This is a genomic window from Streptomyces yongxingensis, assembly GCF_055597465.1.
In genome coordinates this window covers 916,614-932,619 of the sequence record NZ_CM145717.1, presented here as the reverse complement: position 1 = coordinate 932,619, position 16,006 = coordinate 916,614, and the positions used below count along the sequence as shown (strand labels likewise).

The 16,006-nt window shown below is 70.9% G+C and carries 16 protein-coding genes and 1 pseudogene; 6 read left to right on the top strand and 11 right to left on the bottom strand.

What is annotated here, in order from left to right; all coding sequences use genetic code 11:
- Window positions 1-44 precede the first annotated feature (44 nt).
- The gene (menE, locus tag ACZ6TD_RS04240) at window positions 45-1,202 is read right to left on the bottom strand and encodes an o-succinylbenzoate--CoA ligase (protein ID WP_471350688.1); all 1,158 of its coding nucleotides are present in this window, start codon (window positions 1,200-1,202) and stop codon (window positions 45-47) included.
- Window positions 1,203-1,483: 281 nt separating this feature from the next.
- Between menE and ACZ6TD_RS04235 the strand changes: the two genes are divergently transcribed.
- Window positions 1,484-2,068 carry a hemerythrin domain-containing protein gene (locus ACZ6TD_RS04235; RefSeq protein ID WP_471358831.1) on the top strand — a complete coding sequence of 195 codons (585 nt, stop codon included), beginning with the start codon at window positions 1,484-1,486 and terminating at the stop codon, window positions 2,066-2,068.
- A 105-nt stretch (window positions 2,069-2,173) separates the two neighbouring features.
- Here ACZ6TD_RS04235 and ACZ6TD_RS04230 read toward each other — a convergent pair whose 3' ends face one another.
- The 3 genes from ACZ6TD_RS04230 to ACZ6TD_RS04220 form a co-directional block, all read right to left on the bottom strand.
- Window positions 2,174-2,668: a DUF5709 domain-containing protein gene (locus ACZ6TD_RS04230; RefSeq protein WP_471350685.1), complete on the bottom strand. Its 495-nt coding sequence runs from the start codon at window positions 2,666-2,668 to the stop codon at window positions 2,174-2,176.
- A gap of 97 nt (window positions 2,669-2,765) precedes the next feature.
- On the bottom strand, window positions 2,766-3,773 hold the full coding sequence (locus ACZ6TD_RS04225) for a hypothetical protein (protein WP_471350683.1): 1,008 nt from the start codon (window positions 3,771-3,773) through the stop codon (window positions 2,766-2,768).
- Window positions 3,774-3,860: 87 nt separating this feature from the next.
- Window positions 3,861-4,223 carry a DoxX family protein gene (locus ACZ6TD_RS04220; protein ID WP_471350679.1) on the bottom strand — a complete coding sequence of 121 codons (363 nt, stop codon included), beginning with the start codon at window positions 4,221-4,223 and terminating at the stop codon, window positions 3,861-3,863.
- Window positions 4,224-4,395: 172 nt separating this feature from the next.
- Here ACZ6TD_RS04220 and ACZ6TD_RS04215 point away from each other — a divergent pair, with 172 nt between their 5' ends.
- A complete protein-coding gene (locus tag ACZ6TD_RS04215; RefSeq protein ID WP_471350675.1) occupies window positions 4,396-5,280 on the top strand; it encodes a LysR family transcriptional regulator in 885 nt (294 codons plus the stop codon).
- Window positions 5,281-5,411: 131 nt separating this feature from the next.
- Here the strand turns inward: ACZ6TD_RS04215 and ACZ6TD_RS04210 are convergent, their stop codons facing one another.
- From ACZ6TD_RS04210 to ACZ6TD_RS04185, 6 genes are all read right to left on the bottom strand, one after another.
- Window positions 5,412-6,569, bottom strand: coding sequence for an NAD(P)/FAD-dependent oxidoreductase (locus tag ACZ6TD_RS04210; RefSeq protein WP_471350670.1), 1,158 nt, complete (start codon window positions 6,567-6,569; stop codon window positions 5,412-5,414).
- Between the two features lie 23 nt (window positions 6,570-6,592).
- Entirely contained in the window at window positions 6,593-7,477 is an 885-nt protein-coding gene (locus ACZ6TD_RS04205) for an ABC transporter permease (RefSeq protein WP_471350666.1), read from the bottom strand.
- On the bottom strand, window positions 7,474-8,397 hold the full coding sequence (locus tag ACZ6TD_RS04200; protein ID WP_471350661.1) for an ABC transporter permease: 924 nt from the start codon (window positions 8,395-8,397) through the stop codon (window positions 7,474-7,476). Before ACZ6TD_RS04200 ends, ACZ6TD_RS04205 begins: the two co-directional genes overlap by 4 nt.
- Window positions 8,358-9,554 (bottom strand): ABC transporter ATP-binding protein, encoded by a 1,197-nt coding sequence (locus ACZ6TD_RS04195; RefSeq protein WP_471350658.1) that lies wholly within the window; start codon window positions 9,552-9,554, stop codon window positions 8,358-8,360. Before ACZ6TD_RS04195 ends, ACZ6TD_RS04200 begins: the two co-directional genes overlap by 40 nt.
- Window positions 9,551-10,591, bottom strand: a complete 1,041-nt coding sequence (locus tag ACZ6TD_RS04190; RefSeq protein WP_471350655.1) for an ABC transporter substrate-binding protein — start codon at window positions 10,589-10,591, stop codon at window positions 9,551-9,553. Before ACZ6TD_RS04190 ends, ACZ6TD_RS04195 begins: the two co-directional genes overlap by 4 nt.
- A gap of 168 nt (window positions 10,592-10,759) precedes the next feature.
- Complete coding sequence (locus ACZ6TD_RS04185) at window positions 10,760-11,491, bottom strand: GntR family transcriptional regulator (protein ID WP_471350652.1); 732 nt, start codon at window positions 11,489-11,491, stop codon at window positions 10,760-10,762.
- Window positions 11,492-11,696: 205 nt separating this feature from the next.
- Between ACZ6TD_RS04185 and ACZ6TD_RS04180 the strand changes: the two are divergent.
- The 4 genes and pseudogenes from ACZ6TD_RS04180 to ACZ6TD_RS04165 form a co-directional block, all read left to right on the top strand.
- A pseudogene (locus tag ACZ6TD_RS04180) lies at window positions 11,697-12,143 on the top strand (MarR family winged helix-turn-helix transcriptional regulator); the annotation flags it as partial.
- A 5-nt stretch (window positions 12,144-12,148) separates the two neighbouring features.
- Complete coding sequence (locus ACZ6TD_RS04175; protein WP_471350649.1) at window positions 12,149-13,003, top strand: ABC transporter ATP-binding protein; 855 nt, start codon at window positions 12,149-12,151, stop codon at window positions 13,001-13,003.
- Complete coding sequence (locus ACZ6TD_RS04170; protein WP_471350647.1) at window positions 12,963-13,832, top strand: ABC transporter permease; 870 nt, start codon at window positions 12,963-12,965, stop codon at window positions 13,830-13,832. Before ACZ6TD_RS04175 ends, ACZ6TD_RS04170 begins: the two co-directional genes overlap by 41 nt.
- A gap of 17 nt (window positions 13,833-13,849) precedes the next feature.
- Entirely contained in the window at window positions 13,850-14,173 is a 324-nt protein-coding gene (locus ACZ6TD_RS04165) for a DUF7919 family protein (protein ID WP_471350644.1), read from the top strand.
- On the opposite strand, the gene ACZ6TD_RS04160 is transcribed toward ACZ6TD_RS04165, so the two are convergent.
- Window positions 14,170-15,708 (bottom strand): FAD-binding oxidoreductase, encoded by a 1,539-nt coding sequence (locus tag ACZ6TD_RS04160; RefSeq protein WP_471350641.1) that lies wholly within the window; start codon window positions 15,706-15,708, stop codon window positions 14,170-14,172. The two genes, ACZ6TD_RS04165 and ACZ6TD_RS04160, sit on opposite strands and share 4 nt — an antisense overlap.
- Between the last annotated feature and the right edge of the window lie 298 nt (window positions 15,709-16,006).

The following is a 16,006-nucleotide window of genomic DNA, read 5'->3' as shown; positions in this document are numbered from 1 at the left end:
ACGGCCGGGCCGTGGAAAACACCCGGGGCCGTACGCCCCCGACCTCACTCCGCGGTGAACAGGCGGCGCACGGCCGACCGGTCCGGCTTCCCCACGCCACGCAGGGGCAGGGCCTCGACGACCCGGATGTCCTTGGGCGCGGCGGCGCGCCCGAGCCGCTCCCGGACCGCGCCCTTCAGCGCGCCCACGGACCCCTGCCCCACCGTCCCCGGTTCACGCGGGGTGACGGCGGCCACCACGATCTGCCCCCACTCCGGGTCGTCCACCCCCACCACGCACGCGTCCCCGACCCCGGGTTGCTCCCGCAGGACCTGCTCCACCACGGACGGGGACACCTTCACACCGCCGGTGACGATCACGTCATCGGCCCGGCCCAGCACCTGAAGACGGCCGTCCTCCCGCCGGCGCCCGAGGTCGTCCGTCTGGAACCAGCCGTCGTGGAAGGAACGGGCCGTCAGCTCAGGACGGTTGAGATAGCCGGATGCCAGGGTCGGCCCGCCGAGAGCGATCGGACCGCCCGCGGCGGGCCCGGCCGTCACGTCCGGTGGCGGACCGATCCGCACCCGTACCCCCTCAAGCGGCACCCCGTCGTAGACGCAGCCGCCGGCGGTCTCGGTCATGCCGTAGGTGGTCACCACCCTCACGCCCGCCTCACGCGCCCGCGTCAGCAGCGGCTCGGGTGTGCCGGCGCCGCCCAGCAGTACGGCGTCGAACTCCCGTAACGCCGCCAGGCCGGGGCCACCCGCATCCAGCAGACGGCGGATCTGCGTGGGCACCAGCGCGGTGTAGCGGCAACCGGCGGAGCGGAACCGCTCGGGCCGGAAGCCCTGCCGCAGATCGTGGACCACTGCCTCCGCCCCGGCCAGCAGCGAGCGGATCAGGACCTGCACACCCGCCACATGGTGTGCGGGCAGCGCCAGCAACCAGCGCCCGGGGCCCCCGAGCCTGGTGTGCGTGGCCTCGGCCGACGCGCGCAGTGCCCGGGCGGAGAGCAGCACCCCCTTGGGCTCGCTGGTGGAGCCGGAGGTACCGACCACCACCGCCGTTCGGGAGGGCACGGGCCCGCGGGTGTCGAACCCCGGCGAGCCCCCACCGGCCGCCACGGGCAGCACGGCTTCCCCGTCGCCCTCGACCGCCACGGCCAGCGCGCGCGACAGCGCACCGACCGTGTCCGCCGAGCCGTCGCATGGCAGGATCAGCATCGCGGTGGCCCCCCCCGCGGAAAGACGTCCGTCATCGCGTGAGCGATCGCCTTCACACCGCGAGACCGCTCACCCCTCCGGCCACGCTACGGCCCGGCGGCAGGGCGTGCCGACGCCCGGGAAACGTCCTGTCAGGAAGCTGCCACGGCATCGCCGCATGGATCGGCCTCGCGCGGAATGGCCATTCCCGCCGTCGGACATATCAGTGATGCCTGGTTTCCGCCGCGATATCGAGGTGACCCATAGACCCCTGAGGATCCAGCGAAGGAAAGGACGTGGCGATGAGCGCGGCGGACGCGGAACGCAGGGAGGCAGCGCGGCTGCCGGAGGGCGATGTGGTGGCGATCCTGCTGGAGCAGCACGCCCGCATCCGGGACCTCTTCGAGGATGTGAAGAGCGCCGAGGGCGAGCACAAGCAGCAGGCGTTCGATGAGCTGCGGGCCCTGCTGGCGGTGCACGAGACGGCGGAGGAGATGATCATCCGGCCGGTCGCGCAGGACACCGTCGGCAAGCAGGAGGCCGAGGCCCGCAACCACGAGGAGGAAGAGGCCAACAAGGTGCTGGCCCGGCTGGAGAAGATGGATGTCACCAGCCCCGATTTCGACGCACAGTTGATGGAGTTCGAACGCTCCGTGAGCGACCACGCCGAACACGAGGAGCGCGAGGAATTCCCCGGTGTGCGTGCCGGGCGGACCGAAGAGCAGCTCAGGAGCATGGGAACGCGGCTGCGGGCGGCCGAGAAGATCGCCCCCACCCATCCTCACCCCTCGGCGGCGGGTTCACCGGCGGCGCAGTGGACCGTGGGCCCCTTCGCGTCCCTGGTCGACCGGACACGGGACGCCATCAACGCGGCCACGGGCGGCTGACGCCGACGCTCGCCGCCTGACTGCCCGGCGCCGGACCGGCGGCCGGTCACGCCCACAGCCCGGGGATTCGTGCCGCGAGCAGGATCAGCGATGCCGCGAGCAGGATCAGCGATCCGGTTCCGTGTCGCCTTCCTCTTCGAGCTGTTCCTCCGGGACGGTGTGCACGGCGGCTTCCTCGGCGCCGGCAGCGCCCGCGTCAATGCCTTCGTCCCTGGCGATGACCTCCTTGGTGGTGTCGGTGTGCGCTCCCTCGTCGGGGGCGACGAGGCGGCCCGTGCGGTCCGTTCCCGCCTCGGGGTCGACCGGTTCGCCCTCGCCCTCCTGTACATCTCCCACCTCGTCGCCCGCTGGGGCTTCGACATCGGGGGTCTCTTCGGCCAGCCGCTCGTCGAGCGTCTCGCGCTCGTGCTGTTCGGCCGCCGTCGTGCCGTGCTTGGTGACACCCAGTGGCTTCTCCGGCGGCGAGTAGCCCTCGTCGAGCATCTCGTCGTAGTCGCGCTCGTCCAGGGAGTCCTGGGCGTCCAGGGGGGCCGCGTCCTCCTGCTCCTCGTTGGTGCCGGTCGGCTGATAGACGTCGTCCGCCCTCTCGTCGCTCATCATCGCTTCCTCCCTCGCATGGTGCTTCTTCTCGGCTTTCGGCCTGCCTGGGCCGTCCAGCGCGAACTCATGTGGTCGGGTTTCCTGTCTCGCCTTTTCCTCACACCGTCGGCGGTTCTGCTTGATCGGCGAGTTGCTCCGCTTGTGCTGCCGCGTCCGCGGCCCGCCGCCTCGCCTCACGGACCGCCCGGTCCGCCTTCCGCACCCGCGTGCGGGCCTCCCGGACGGCTTCATCGGCCTCCCGCCGCTCGTCCTCGGCTTCGTTCAGTTGTTTTCTCAGGTCCGCCAGACGCTGCTGTGCCTGGTGTTTGCGCTGGTCAGCACGGCCTTGCTCGCACTCGGCCGCGGTGAGCTCCGCCTCGCGGGCGCGCAGGTGACGCACGGCGTCCTCGGCCTCCTGATGCGCACGGGCCTGCCGCGCTCGCTGTTCGCGGCGCTTCTCCTGTTCCGCGCGGCGCTGCTCCTTCTGCTGTCGTTCACGGCGCCGCTCCTGCTCCTGTTGCTTACGGCGCCGCTCCTGCTCCTGTCGTTCGCGGCGCCGCGAACGAGCGGCGTCCAGGTCGGCCACCCGGCTGCCGGAGACCCGCTCGCCGCGGCGCGAGGTGGGTGGCGCGGACCGGGCGGCGCCGGCGACGAGCGCGAATCCGGTGGGCGCCGTGAGCGGCTTGGCCAGTCGCCCCCGCACCCATTCCTGACCCGCGTCCGGGTCGGCCAGCACGGCGCGCAAGGTCTCCTCCACCTCGCGCTGGGCGCCCTCGCCGATCGGTTGCCCGGCCCGGGCGGTCAGATCCCTCGCCTGGCGGGCGAGCGCCGCGATGACCTGGCGCTGCTGTGTGGACAGCTTCCGCAGTCGCCCGCCGTCCAGATCCTGGTGTGCTTGCCGCAGGGCTTCTCCGAGCCGAAGGACCTGCTCGGCTTCGTCCGGCTGCCGCCGTACCAGCAGATTGCTCGCCCACGCCGCCTTGGTGGGACGGCGCAAGCGGCGGATCCGCTCGGCCAGCTTCCGGTCTCCCGCGGTGCGGGCGTCTTTGGCGCGGTCGTCACGGGCGGCGGTGAAGTCCGCCGGTGGCAGGGCGTACAGCTCATCGGCGACGGCGTCCAGGTCCACCAGCCCTCCTGCCCGGCGTGGATCAACCTCCTGGGATCATTTTGTCACCTTTTGGCCGAGTGGGCCGATGAGTGGCCCTGCCCGATGTCACAGCCATGTCGTCGCCGGCCAGATGGTCACGGCCGCGGCGAGGAAGAGCGTGATGTTGAGCGCCACCTGGCGGTCTCCACGGCGCAGGTGAACCCTTGTGGCGCCGATCTGCAGGATCACGAACCCGATGGCCGCGGCCAGGGCCAGCCACGGCGCGATGCCGGTCAGCGGCGGGAGGATCAGCCCGATCGCGCCGAGCACTTCGATCACGCCGATGGCCCTGACGGCCGCCATCGGCGTGCTGTCCACCCAGGCCATCATCGGCCGGAGCCGCTCACGGCTCCGGACCACCTTCACCCCGCCCCCGTAGAGGTAGAAGAGGGCGAGCAGACCGGCGACGACCCAATACGCCACGTTCACGATTCCCGTCCGGCCTTCCGGGCGACGCCGGTGGCGGGCTCGGTGGCATAGTGGCTCATCACCTGGACACTGGTTTTCGGTTCCTCAGTCACACCAAGATTCCACCGCCGGGGCGCCGCGACCGTCCAAGACTTCTTCTGTGGTGTCGATGCCGGATGGGTATCGTCGCACCATGGAGCTACGCACGCTGCGCTATTTCGTGGCGGTCGCCGAGGAACTCCACTTCGGCCGGGCCGCCGTCCGGCTGCACATGAGCCAGCCGCCGCTGAGCCGGGCGATCAAGCAGCTGGAGACCGAGCTGGGCGCCGCGCTGTTCCGCAGGTCGTCCGCCGGTGTCACGCTCACCCCGGTGGGGGCCGTGCTGCTCGACGAGGCGCGCGCCCTGCTCGACCACGCCGACCGGGTACGCGTACGGGTGGCCGCGGCGGTCGGCACCGCGAGCCTCACCGTGGGCATCCTGGGCGACAGCACCGACCCGGGCGCCACTCGGCTGGCCGGCGCCTACTACCGGCGGCACCCGGGCGTCGAGGTCCACGTCCGCGAGACCGACCTGACCGATCCCACCTGCGGGCTGCACGCCGGGCTGGTGGACATCGCCCTGACCCGCAGGCCGTTCGACGAAACCGGCCTGACCGTGCACGAGCTGCGCACCGACCCGGTGGGCGCACTGCTGCGGGCCGACGATCCGCTGGCCCGCCGCGACAGCCTGAAACTGGCGGACCTGGCGGACCGCCGCTGGTTCCTGTTCCCGGAGGGCACCGACCCCGTCTGGCAGGCGTACTGGAACGGCGGGGAACCGCGCGAGGGCCCGGTGGTGCGCGGAGTCCAGGAATGCCGGCAAGTCGTGCTGTGGAACGGCACGGTCGGCATGACGCTCGTGGACCACGAGCCGCCGGAGGGGCTCACCGTGGTGCCGCTGATCGACATGGAGCCGAGCCGCGTGGTGGTGGCGTGGAGGGAGGACGACACGAATCCCCTGATCCGTTCGTTCGTGGAAATCGCCACCGCCGCCTACCGCGGCAGTGGCGGTGTTACGTCTCGTCCTGGCCCATCCTGACCAGGTGTACGGGACTCGCCGACAGGCCGGCCTCGGTGACCGCCGACTGGTCGACGCTCGGCTTCACCGGCAAGGCCGGTCCGGGATCCGTGGCACCACGAGAACCTCGGCACTCGTCGGCGACCCATGTCTCACTGCTCGCCGGGGCGGCGTGCCGGTGGCGGCGGGGGCAGGACCGCGCCCGAGGTGAAGCGGCTGGGCCGGAAGTCCTTCAGCAGGGGGGACTCATTGCCGTGGAGTTCGTCCGCGACCAGGCGGCCGAGCAGTGGCGCCAGGGTGATGCCGCTGTGGGTCGCCACCACATAGAACGGAACGTCGCTGGTGGGGAAGCCCGCCACCGTGAAGCCGTCGCCCGGCATGGCGCGCCGGCCGACCCGAACCTTCTCCACCACGGTGCCCTCGGCGCCGTTCAGCACCTCGGGCAGGCGGGCCAGCATGGCGGTGGCGATCTCGCCGTCGGGCGCGTACGACTTGGCGGGGTCCGCCGTCGCGTCCAGGTCCAGGGCCTGGAGCAGCAGCCGACCGCCGCCGTCCGGGCGGACGTTCAGCCGTGGACCGGTCAGCACGCGGGACAGCCGCGCGGCCGCCGGCGCGGTGGTGGCGAGGAAGCCGACCGTGGCCGAACCCGCGAGATCCGGGTCCGCCATGGGGACGTGCGCACCCGCCAGTCGGGCCACTTCCTGTGTCCACCGGCCCGCGCAGCTCACCACCGTGTCCGCCGGGTGGCGGCCGCCGTCGGCGCAGATCACCGTGGTTCCGGCCGGGCCGCGTTCGATCGCCGTCACCCTGGCGCCGGCGACCACCGTGGCGCCACGGTCCCTGGCCGCTCCCAGCAGCCGGGACAGCAGCAGCACGGGCAGGGTGTACGCCTCCTCGGGGAAGAAGGCGAACATGGCGTGGGACGGTGCCGGCGCGAGGTCCGGCTCCAGCTCCCGGGCCTGTTCCGCGGTGATCCACTCCACCGGGTAGTCCCTGGCCCGCAACCGTGCCACCCGTCCGGTCAGCACCTCCTTGTGCCGGTCCGTCACCGCCCACTCCAGGTTTCCGGCGGGGAAGAACCACGGCGCGCCGTCCCCGGCCAACTCGTAGTGTGCGCGGATACCGGCGTGGTTGAGCGCGAAGTACGGCTCCGGCTCCTTGTTCGCGCTGTTGATCCAGGCGAATGAGTTCGCGGTGGTGCCCGCTCCGGGGTGAGCCGCCTCCAGCACGGTGACCCGGGCGCCACGCGCGGCCAGCTCCGCCGCCACGGCCGCGCCCACCACTCCGGCTCCGATGACCACAACTCGCACGGGAATCCTCCTTGGCACGAAGGTCACTGCTCGGGGTCGGCCCCGAACAGATGCGCGACGCCGACGACGCGCTCGATGATGACGACGGCCACCGCGGCGAAGAGCACCATCACGGTGCCGACGGCGGTCACGGTCGGGTCGTAGTTGTACTGGAGGTAGTTGAAGATCCGCACCGGCAGGGTCTGCATGTCCGTGGTCACCACGAACAGCGCGATCGTCAGGTCGTCGAAGGACGTGATCAGGGCGAAGAACGCCCCCGCGATCAGCGGCCCGCGCACGGCGGGCAGCGTCACGTGCCAGAACACCTGCGGAGCCTTCGCGCCCAGCCCGGCGGCGGCCAGCTCCGCCGACCGGTCGAGCCCGGCGAGCCCGGCCAGCACCAGGCGCACGGTGTACGGCACGGTCAGCACCAGATGCGCCAGCAGCAGGGTGAGCGGGCTGGACGCCATGCCGAGCTGGGCGTACCACTGGAGCAGCCCGATGCCGAGCACGATCGTCGGCACGGCGAACGCGCTCGAGAACAGCCGGTCCAGCATCGACTTCCCCGGGAACGGATAGCGGTGGATGGCCAGCCCCGCGGCGAGTCCGAGCGCCGTGGACACCACGGCCGCGCCCGCCGCCACGCCGATGCTGAGCAGGAACGAGTCCAGGAACTCGGGGCGGTTCAGCAGTTCCGCGTACCAGTGCAGGGTCAGCCCCTTGGGCGGGAAGGTGACGTAGCTGGTCGTGGTGAGCGAGGAGGCGATGGTCACCAGCACGGGCGCCAGCAGGAACAGGCCGACGAGCGCGGCGAACACGGCGCCGAGCAGGCGCCTCGCGCGCCCGCCCGCGCCTCCGGCGATCGGCTTGTCCGCAGCCTCGCTCGTTGCCGTTGACGCTTCAGTCTCCGCTTCGGTCGCCGTGGTCACGCGAACACCTCCTTGCCGCCACGCCCGCGCAGCAGCCGGGCGTACACGGCCGTCAGAATCGTCGTCACCACGATCAGGACGAAGCCGATCGCCGCCGCGTACGGCCAGTTCAGATTGGACGTCGCCTCGGTGTAGACGAAGTACGGCATCAGCTTCACCGTGGGCCCGCCCAGGATCGCCGGGGTGACGAAGCTGGAGACGGTCAGGCTGAACACGATCAGCGAACCGGCGAGCATCCCCGGCAAGGACAGCGGCACGGTGATCCGCCAGAAACACGTCCAGCCACTCGCCCCCAGCCCCTTTGCCGCGGGTGTGAGGGCCGGGTCGATCCGGTCCAGACTGCCCATCAGCGGCAGCACCATGTAGGCGAGCATCACATGCACCATGCCGATCACGACCGCGGTGTCGTTGTACAGCATCTTCGGCGCGTCCAGGCCCACGGCGTGGAACCCGTCCGCGATCGGCCCCTTGGGCCCGAGCAGCACCAGCCACCCGTACGCCCTGGTCACCATCGAGATGAGCAGCGGCGACAGCAGCACGAGGGAGAGGTAGTTGCGCGCCCTGGGGGAGCGTCCGCGCAGATAGACGGCGAACGGGTAGCCCACCACGAGGCAGCCGAGGGTGGTCAGCGCGCCGATCCACAAGGTGTGCCACAGGACATCCCGGTAGAAGGAATCCCCCAGGAATCGCGTGTAGTTGTGCAGTGTGGGATCGCCCGCCTGGGTGCGGAAGCTGTTGTACACCAGCATGAACAGCGGTGCGATGAAGAGCAGGGCGAGCACCGCGATGGCGGGGGAGGCCAGCAGCAGACCGGTGCGCCACGGGCCGCGCTTCTTGACCGGCCGGGAAACCCCCGGCGCCGGCGCGGAGCCGTCGGGCGTCAGGGCCGGGCCGTCAGCGACGCGTGCTGTGGCTGCCATGCGCAGATCACCTCCTCGCCAAGACCGGGCACCCCGGAACCGAACGGCAGCGTGGCCTCGACACGTCCCGCGGCCGTGGCCACGACGCAGCGGACACGGGTGCCGAGGAAGCGGGTGGCCTCGACGGTGCCGGGAAGCCCCGGCTCCGCCGCCGTACGGGCAGGTGCGCTCGCCGCCGAACGGCCCTTCCCGGGCACGGCTTCGGGCACGGCCAGCACCCGGACGGCCTCCGGCCGCACATAGAGCCGTACCGCCTCGCCGTCGCCCGGCGCGGCGCCCACCGGTGTCGCCGTGACGAGGTGGGTGTCACCGATCCGGCAGCGGTGCCCCTCGACGGCCGCCCCCGCCGCGATCCCGTCGAGCACATTGACCTCCCCGACGAACTGCGCCACGAAGTCCGTGGCCGGACGCAGATACACCGTCTCGGGGGCGTCCAGCTGATGGATCGTCCCCTCGGTCATCACCGCGATCCGGTCCGACACCGCGAGCGCCTCGTCCTGATCGTGGGTGACCAGGACGGTGGTGGTGCCCACCCGGCGCTGGAGGGCGGCTACCTCCTCGCGCAGACGCACCCTGAGCTGGGCGTCGAGGTTGGAGAACGGCTCGTCGAGCAGCAGCAGATCGGGCTCCACGATCAGCGCCCTGGCCAGGGCCGTGCGCTGACGCTGTCCGCCGGAGAGCTGGCGTGGATAGCGCTCGCCCATGCCGTCGAGTCCCACCAGCTCCAGGGCCTCGGCCGCCCTGCGCCTGCGCTGGGCCGCCCCGACCTTGCGCATCCGCAGGCCGAACGCGATGTTCTCCGCCACCGTCATATGGGGGAAGAGGGCGTACGACTGGAACACCATGCCCATGGCCCGCCGGTTCGCCGGGAGCCGGGTGATGTCGCGGCCGTCCACCTCCACCACGCCGGAGTCGGGCAGCAGATGGCCCGCCACCATGTTCAGCGTGGTGCTCTTGCCGCATCCCGACGGACCGAGCAGGGTGAGGAACTCCCCGGGCTCCATCGTCAGGTCGATGCCACGGACGACCTCCTTGCCGCCGAGGGCCTTGTGGATCCCCTTGAGGACCAGCCGCCCGCGGGTGCTCCCCGCTCGTGTGGCGGTGCCCGTCCCGGTCGGCGCGCTCTCCTTGCCGACGGTGTCCGTCCCCGCGGTCACTTGCTCTCCACCTGCTTGTTCCACTTGTCGGTCCAGGCGGAGCGGTTCTCGTTGATGGTCTTCCAGTCGAGCTTCAGCAGGGAGTCCACCTTGTCGGTGCTGACGACCTTGTTCTTCAGGGCGGGGTCCTCCTTGACGCCCTGGACCACCGAGCCGTCATAGGTGGCCTTGGCCAGCGCCCGCTGGACGGACGGCTCCAGCAGATGCGCGACGAACTTCTGGGCCAGCTCCTCATGCGGTGCCTTCCTGACCACGTTCGCCGTGGTCACCAGGCCGATCGCACCGTCCTTCGGGTAGACGAACTCGATCGGGAAGTCCTTCTCCGCCAGCGTCGAGGTCCGCGACACCCCCCACACCGAGGCGGCGGCCTGGCCCTGGAGGAAGTAGTTGGACACATCGGCGGTGGTGTCGAACGTCGCCGCGTTCCTGGCGATCCTCTTGACCGCCGTGAGACCGGGGCCGACGTCCTTCTCCGAGCCGCCGTTCGCCTTGGACGCCCCGACCAGCAGCCCCACTCCATAGGTGTTGGTGATCGAGGGCAGGACCACCTTGTCCTTCAGCTTGGGGTTGGCCAGATCCTCCCAGGTGGTGGGCTTGGGGATGCCATGATCCTCGAACCACTCGGGGTTGTAGGCGATGCCCGTGGCCGTCAGCCCGAATCCCACCCCCGAGTCGTTCTCCATCCTGGCGATCTTCACCACGTTGTCCACCGGCACCACCTTGGTGTCGATCGACGCGAGCAGCCCGGCCTCCAGCGCCTGCGCCTGGGGACCGTCGTCCACCAGCGCCACGTCGATCTGCGGGTTGGCGCGCTGGGCCTTGAGCTTGGCGACGGTGTCGGTGGAGGAGCCGGGGATGTAGGTGACCTTGCAGCCGCAGCTCTTCTCGAACGCGGGCAGGACCGAGTCGCGGAACGCCGTCTCGAACGAGCCGCCGTAGCCGGCCACCACCAGGGCGCCTCCCTTGCCGCCACCGGCGGAGGGCTTGGGGGCGCCGCAGCCGGTGACGGCGACGGTGAGCGCGAGGGCACTGGTCACGGCACCCAGGGTGGGCAGGGCTGATCGGGGGGATGGCATGGCTACCTCCTGCGAGGAGAGATGGAAGTGCCGTTCCCGCGACCGGAGGAGGCGGGAGGGAAGGGGGGAACGAGGGATGACCGGCGGAGAGGAAGCGGGGAAACGGTTCGGCGGGGAGGCGAACAGGGGTCAGCGGAGCGGGCCTTGGAGCGAGGTCTCCACGTAGAAGCGGGAGGTGTCGGTCGGCAGGATGATTTCGAGGTGTTCGACCACCTCGTCGTTCTCCGCCCAGGTGACGCGCAGCCAGCGGAAGACCGCGGTACCCGGCTTCAGGCCGAAGAGCCCGGCGTGCTCCTCGTCCAGGGCGTACGGCTCCACATAAAGCCGCGAGCGTCGCAGTGGCACGCCGCGGTCGCGGAGGTACATATGGCTCGTGATGGTGACCAGATCCTGGTCGAGCAGGTCGGGGGCGAATCGGAAGGGCAGCACGGCGAGCTCCGTGCTGGTCACGCGGCTGCCGTCGGGGCTCAGCTTGTGGCGATCGAGCTGCACGACGGCGTCGTTGTCGTCCAGGCCGGGCAGCCGCAGCGCCGCGCCGCCCGCGGGCAGGACCTCGGCGCTGATCACCCGGTGGTCGCCGTGGGTCTCGGGCCCACTGGTCAGCACGCCCGCGGAGCGGAGCAGATTCTCCTCATCGGTGGTCTGTGCGACGAACGTGCCATGCCTGCGGTACCGGACGACCAGCCCGGCGTCCACGAGCTCGCGCAGCGCGCGCTGCACGGTGATCCGCGAGACACCGAACCGTTCTCCGAGCTCGGCCTCGGTGGGCACCCGGGTCCCGGGCTGCCACCGGCCGTCCCGGATGTTGCCCTCCAGCTCCCGGCGGATCTGCTCGTACAGCGGGAGGTCACGTTCGGCCATGCCAAGAGAGTGATCTCCCTCAATTGATATGTCAATACGTTGGATGGATATGACGTGATGCCGCACCGGACGGGACACCACTGACGTCTTTCGGTGGAGGGCGCGGCTCGCACCGATGACCGGGCAGCCGAACGTCGTCGCACACACCCCTGCCGTGCCCCTTACCGCTGGGTAATTACCTCTTACTGAGAGGTAAAGTGGAGACATGGCCACAGAGGAGTTCCCCGACTCGTTCGCCGACGTACTGGGCGGCGTCCAGCGGCTGATCCGGCGGCGGCTGCGGGCCGGGATGACGGAGCCGCGGCTGCGCGGCGCCCAGGTGGAGCTGTTGCGGTTGGTCATGGCCCATCCCGGGATCCGGGTGTCGGCCGCGGCCAGGGAGCTCTACCTCGCGGGCAACTCGGTCTCCACCCTGGTCAACCAGCTGGTGAAGGCGGGCTACCTGCACCGCGAGACCGATCCCGAGGACCGGCGCTCCGCCCGGCTGACGGCCACCCCCGCCGCCGAGGCCCGGCTGCGGGAGTGGCAGGCACGGCGCGGCGCGCTGGTCCGCGAGCAGGTGACGAAGCTGTCCGAGAGTGACCGGGCGGCGCTGGCCGCCGCCGTTCCGGCGCTGCGCAAGCTGGCCGAGAACCTTCATGAGGAGGTGGAAGGGATATGTCCTCCGTCCCGGAGAGCACCGCTCCCGTCGCGCTCGCCTGTGACGGCCTGCGATACGCGTTCGGGGAGACCAAGGCGGTCGACGACCTGGAGCTGACGGTCCGGGCGGGCGAGGTCTTCGGCCTGCTCGGCCCCAACGGAGCGGGCAAGACCACCGCGATCCGCTGCATCACCACACTGCTGCCGGTCCCCGTCGGCATGGTGCGGGTGTTCGGGCACGACGCGGCGAAGGAGCGGATGGCGGTCCGCCGGCTGCTGGGCTACGTACCGCAGCAGCTGTCCGCCGACGCCGGGCTCACCGGCCGGGAGAACGTGGAGCTGTTCGCCCGCGTCTTCGACGTCACCCGGCGGGAGCGGGCCGACCGCGTGGCGCGGGTGCTGGAGGCGGTCGACCTCACCGCGGCGGCCGACCGGCTCGCCAAGACGTACTCCGGCGGCATGATCCGCCGTCTCGAACTGGCCCAGGCGCTGGTCAGCGCGCCCCGGCTGCTGATGCTGGACGAGCCGACGATCGGCCTGGACCCGATCGCCCGGACCAGCGTGTGGGAGCACATCAACGCGGTGCGGGCGGCCACCGGGATGACCGTGCTGGTCACCACGCACTACATGGACGAGGCCGACCAGTACTGCGACCGGGTCGCGCTGATGCACCGCGGCCGGATCCACGCCCTCGGAACGCCCCATGAACTCCGCTCCGAGCTGGCCGACCGCCGCCGGGCGGAGGGCGAGGCCGATCCGAAGCCGACCCTGGAGGACGTCTTCCGCGATGTCGCCGGCAGCGGCCTCGACGAGCAGGGAGGAGATTTCCGTGATGTCCGAAGCACCCGTCGCACCGCGTTCCGGGTCGGCTGACGCCGCCGGGCTCGCACGGAACGGCCGCCCCGATCCGCTGCTGACCCCGCCGCGTGCCCGCACCGGCTGGCGGATGCTGCCCGCGCGGGTCGTCGCGATGTGCGTGGTCGAACTGCAGAAGCTGCGGCACGACCGCACCGAGCTGTACGCCCGGGCCGTCCAGCCCGCCCTGTGGCTGCTGATCTTCGGCGAGACCTTCACCCGGCTCAAGGCCATACCGACCGGTGGCACCCCGTACATCGACTATCTCGCGCCCGGCATCATCGCCCAGTCCGCGATGTTCATCGCCATCTTCTACGGGATCCAGATCATCTGGGAGCGGGACGCCGGAATCCTCACCAAACTGCTGGTCACCCCGACCCCACGAGCCGCCCTGATCACCGGCAAGGCATTCGCTTCCGGGGTGAAGGCGCTGATCCAAGCGGTCGTGGTGATCGCCATCGCGGCGGTGCTCGGGGTGGCGCTGACCTGGAACCCGCTGCGGCTCCTCGGGGTGGCCGTCGCGGTGATCCTGGGCTCGGCCTTCTTCTCCTGCCTGTCCATGACCATCGCGGGGATCGTGCTGACCCGCGACCGGCTGATGGGCATCGGGCAGGCCATCACCATGCCGCTGTTCTTCGGCTCCAACGCGCTGTATCCGGTGGCCCTCATGCCCGGCTGGCTGCAGGCCGTCAGCAAGGCCAATCCACTGAGCTACCAGGTCGACGCGTTGCGCGGACTGCTGCTGGGCACCCCGCACCACCTCGCACTCGACTACGCCGTCCTGGTGCTGGCCGCGGCGGCCGGTATCGCTGCGGCCTCCTCGCTGCTGGGACGGCTGGCCCGCTGACCCGCTCGGTGTGCGCGGTGCCGACGGAATTCGTCCACGCGCTCGCGGTCCTCTGCCGGGACAACCCCACCAACCGCATGCGGGGCTGGCAGAGCTGCACCCTCCCGCACCCGGACGGGAAGCCGCCCTACCCCGTCGTGGTGAACGTCGACGGCACCGAGGTCACCCTCGGCAGCGCCGAGATCAGACTCCTGTCCCGCGACGGCCGTTGGCTCATCGCCCCCAACCTCGTCCTCCACTACGTGGCCGCCCACGGCTACCTCCCGCCACAGGAGTTCATCGAGGCGGTGATGGCGAGGCGGGCCATCCCGGAACCGCCCTCGGGGATGCCGCGGTTCTAGGTGCCGATCGCCTGCGGGTAGCTGAAGAAGTTGGTCGGGTCGTACGTACGGTTCACCCGGACCAGCCGGTCGTAGTTCGCGCCGTAGTACGCCCGCCGCCAGTCCTTCAGGGTCGGATCCGGGAAGTTCTGGTAGGAGTGTGGAGGAGGCGTATCGCCGAAAATGGCGTGGTAGAACTCGGGGAGCCACTGAAGATTCGCCGTGGCGACGCGAGGCGGGTCGTAGTCCGCCCATGAGGTCTCGGCGGCGAGGATGAACACGGCGTTGCGGTGGACGAACGCTGTCGCGTCCGGCGGCACTTGGTTGATCTCGCCACCGAGAGCGAACATGGCGAACCCGGCTCCGTCCTCATTGTCGCTGCCGGGCCATTCCAGCAGCTGCTCGGCGGCAGCGGCGACCTGCTCATCGGTCAGGAGCGTCCGGGAGGTCAGCACCGCCGACTTGGCGGCGAACTGTTGCACCGGCGTGGTGGCGCTCAGCAGCACGCTCGCCTCACCCGGAGTGACCTCGCGGACCGACGCGTTGTTGCCGGCCCGCTCCTCGGCCGTGCCGATGGCGAGCAGCGGAGCCAGGATGTCGCGCAACTCCTCCAGGTCGCCGTAGTACTGGCCGATGGCATTGACGCCCGCGTTGGCGCGGATCTCGTCCCTGGTGAGCCCATGAGTCCCCATGCCGGCGCGGAGATGGAACCGCTTGTTGTCCAGGGTGTCCACGGCGATCCGTTGCGCGGCGGCCATCACCGGCAGTGCCGAGTCCAGGCTCCAGCCCAGCCGGTAGAAGCCCACGTTGCCCTGGAACTGCTCGTACTGGAACGTAAAGGAGGTGTTGACACCGAAGTTGTTTCCCGCGCCGCCGCGGCAGCCCCAGTACAGGTCGGAGTGCGCGTTCTGACTGGCCTCCACCACGTCGCCGTCGGCCAGCACCACGGTCGTCGAGACCAGCCGGTCGCAGGTGAGGCCGAACATCTTGTCGCTGAAGCCGATCCCGCCGCCGAGTACGAGCCCGGCCACCCCGACCGTGGGGCAGCGGCCGGTCGGCACGAACATGCCTCGGTCCTCCAGTATCGGGTGCAGATCGGCGTTGGTGACCCCGGCCCCGACGGTGACGGTCCCCGCATCGTGGACGACCTTGATCCGCCCGTATGTCCGGGTCCGGGAGCGGGGACCCGGCACCGGGGTGGACTCGATGCGCTTCATACGGGCCATGTTGAGCAGCAGACCGGTGGTGGCGGAGTACCCGGCGTAGTTGTGGCCCAGCCCGGAGCGGGGCACGGCGGGCAGCCCCACCGTCCGGGCCCAGCGGACCGCCGTACGGACGTCCCTGGTGGTGCCGCACGCCACGATTCCCGCCGACCGGATCCCGGCGTACCGGTGGTTGAACGGAAGCGCCAGCGGCGGGTAGCCGGAATCCCCCGGCCGGTAGAGGGTGGAGCGCGGCGACAGCGCCTGGGCCAGCAGCTCCCAGTCCCGCCGGCTGACCCGCTCCGCCACGTCGGGCGGTGGCGTGGCAGCGGCGGGCGGTGACTGCGAAGCCATCACCTCCGTGCCCAGAACACCGACCGTGCCTGCCCGCAGTACGTTCCGTCTGTTGATCAAGGTGGCTGCCCTCACAAGACGCGCTCCGGAGACCCGATCGCCTCCGCCCGCGCCAAGTCAACCGGTGTATGGCCGGCACGGCCGCAAAACGACTTCCGCGCACGGGCCCGCAACCCGAAAGGATGCCGGCCTACCGCTGAATGCCCCGGCCGGTACGAAAAGCAGAGCTCAGCCGCTCGGGGGCGGTGCGCTCCCGGCCATCGATCCAGCACCGCCTCAGTCGGACCGCTCGCCGCAC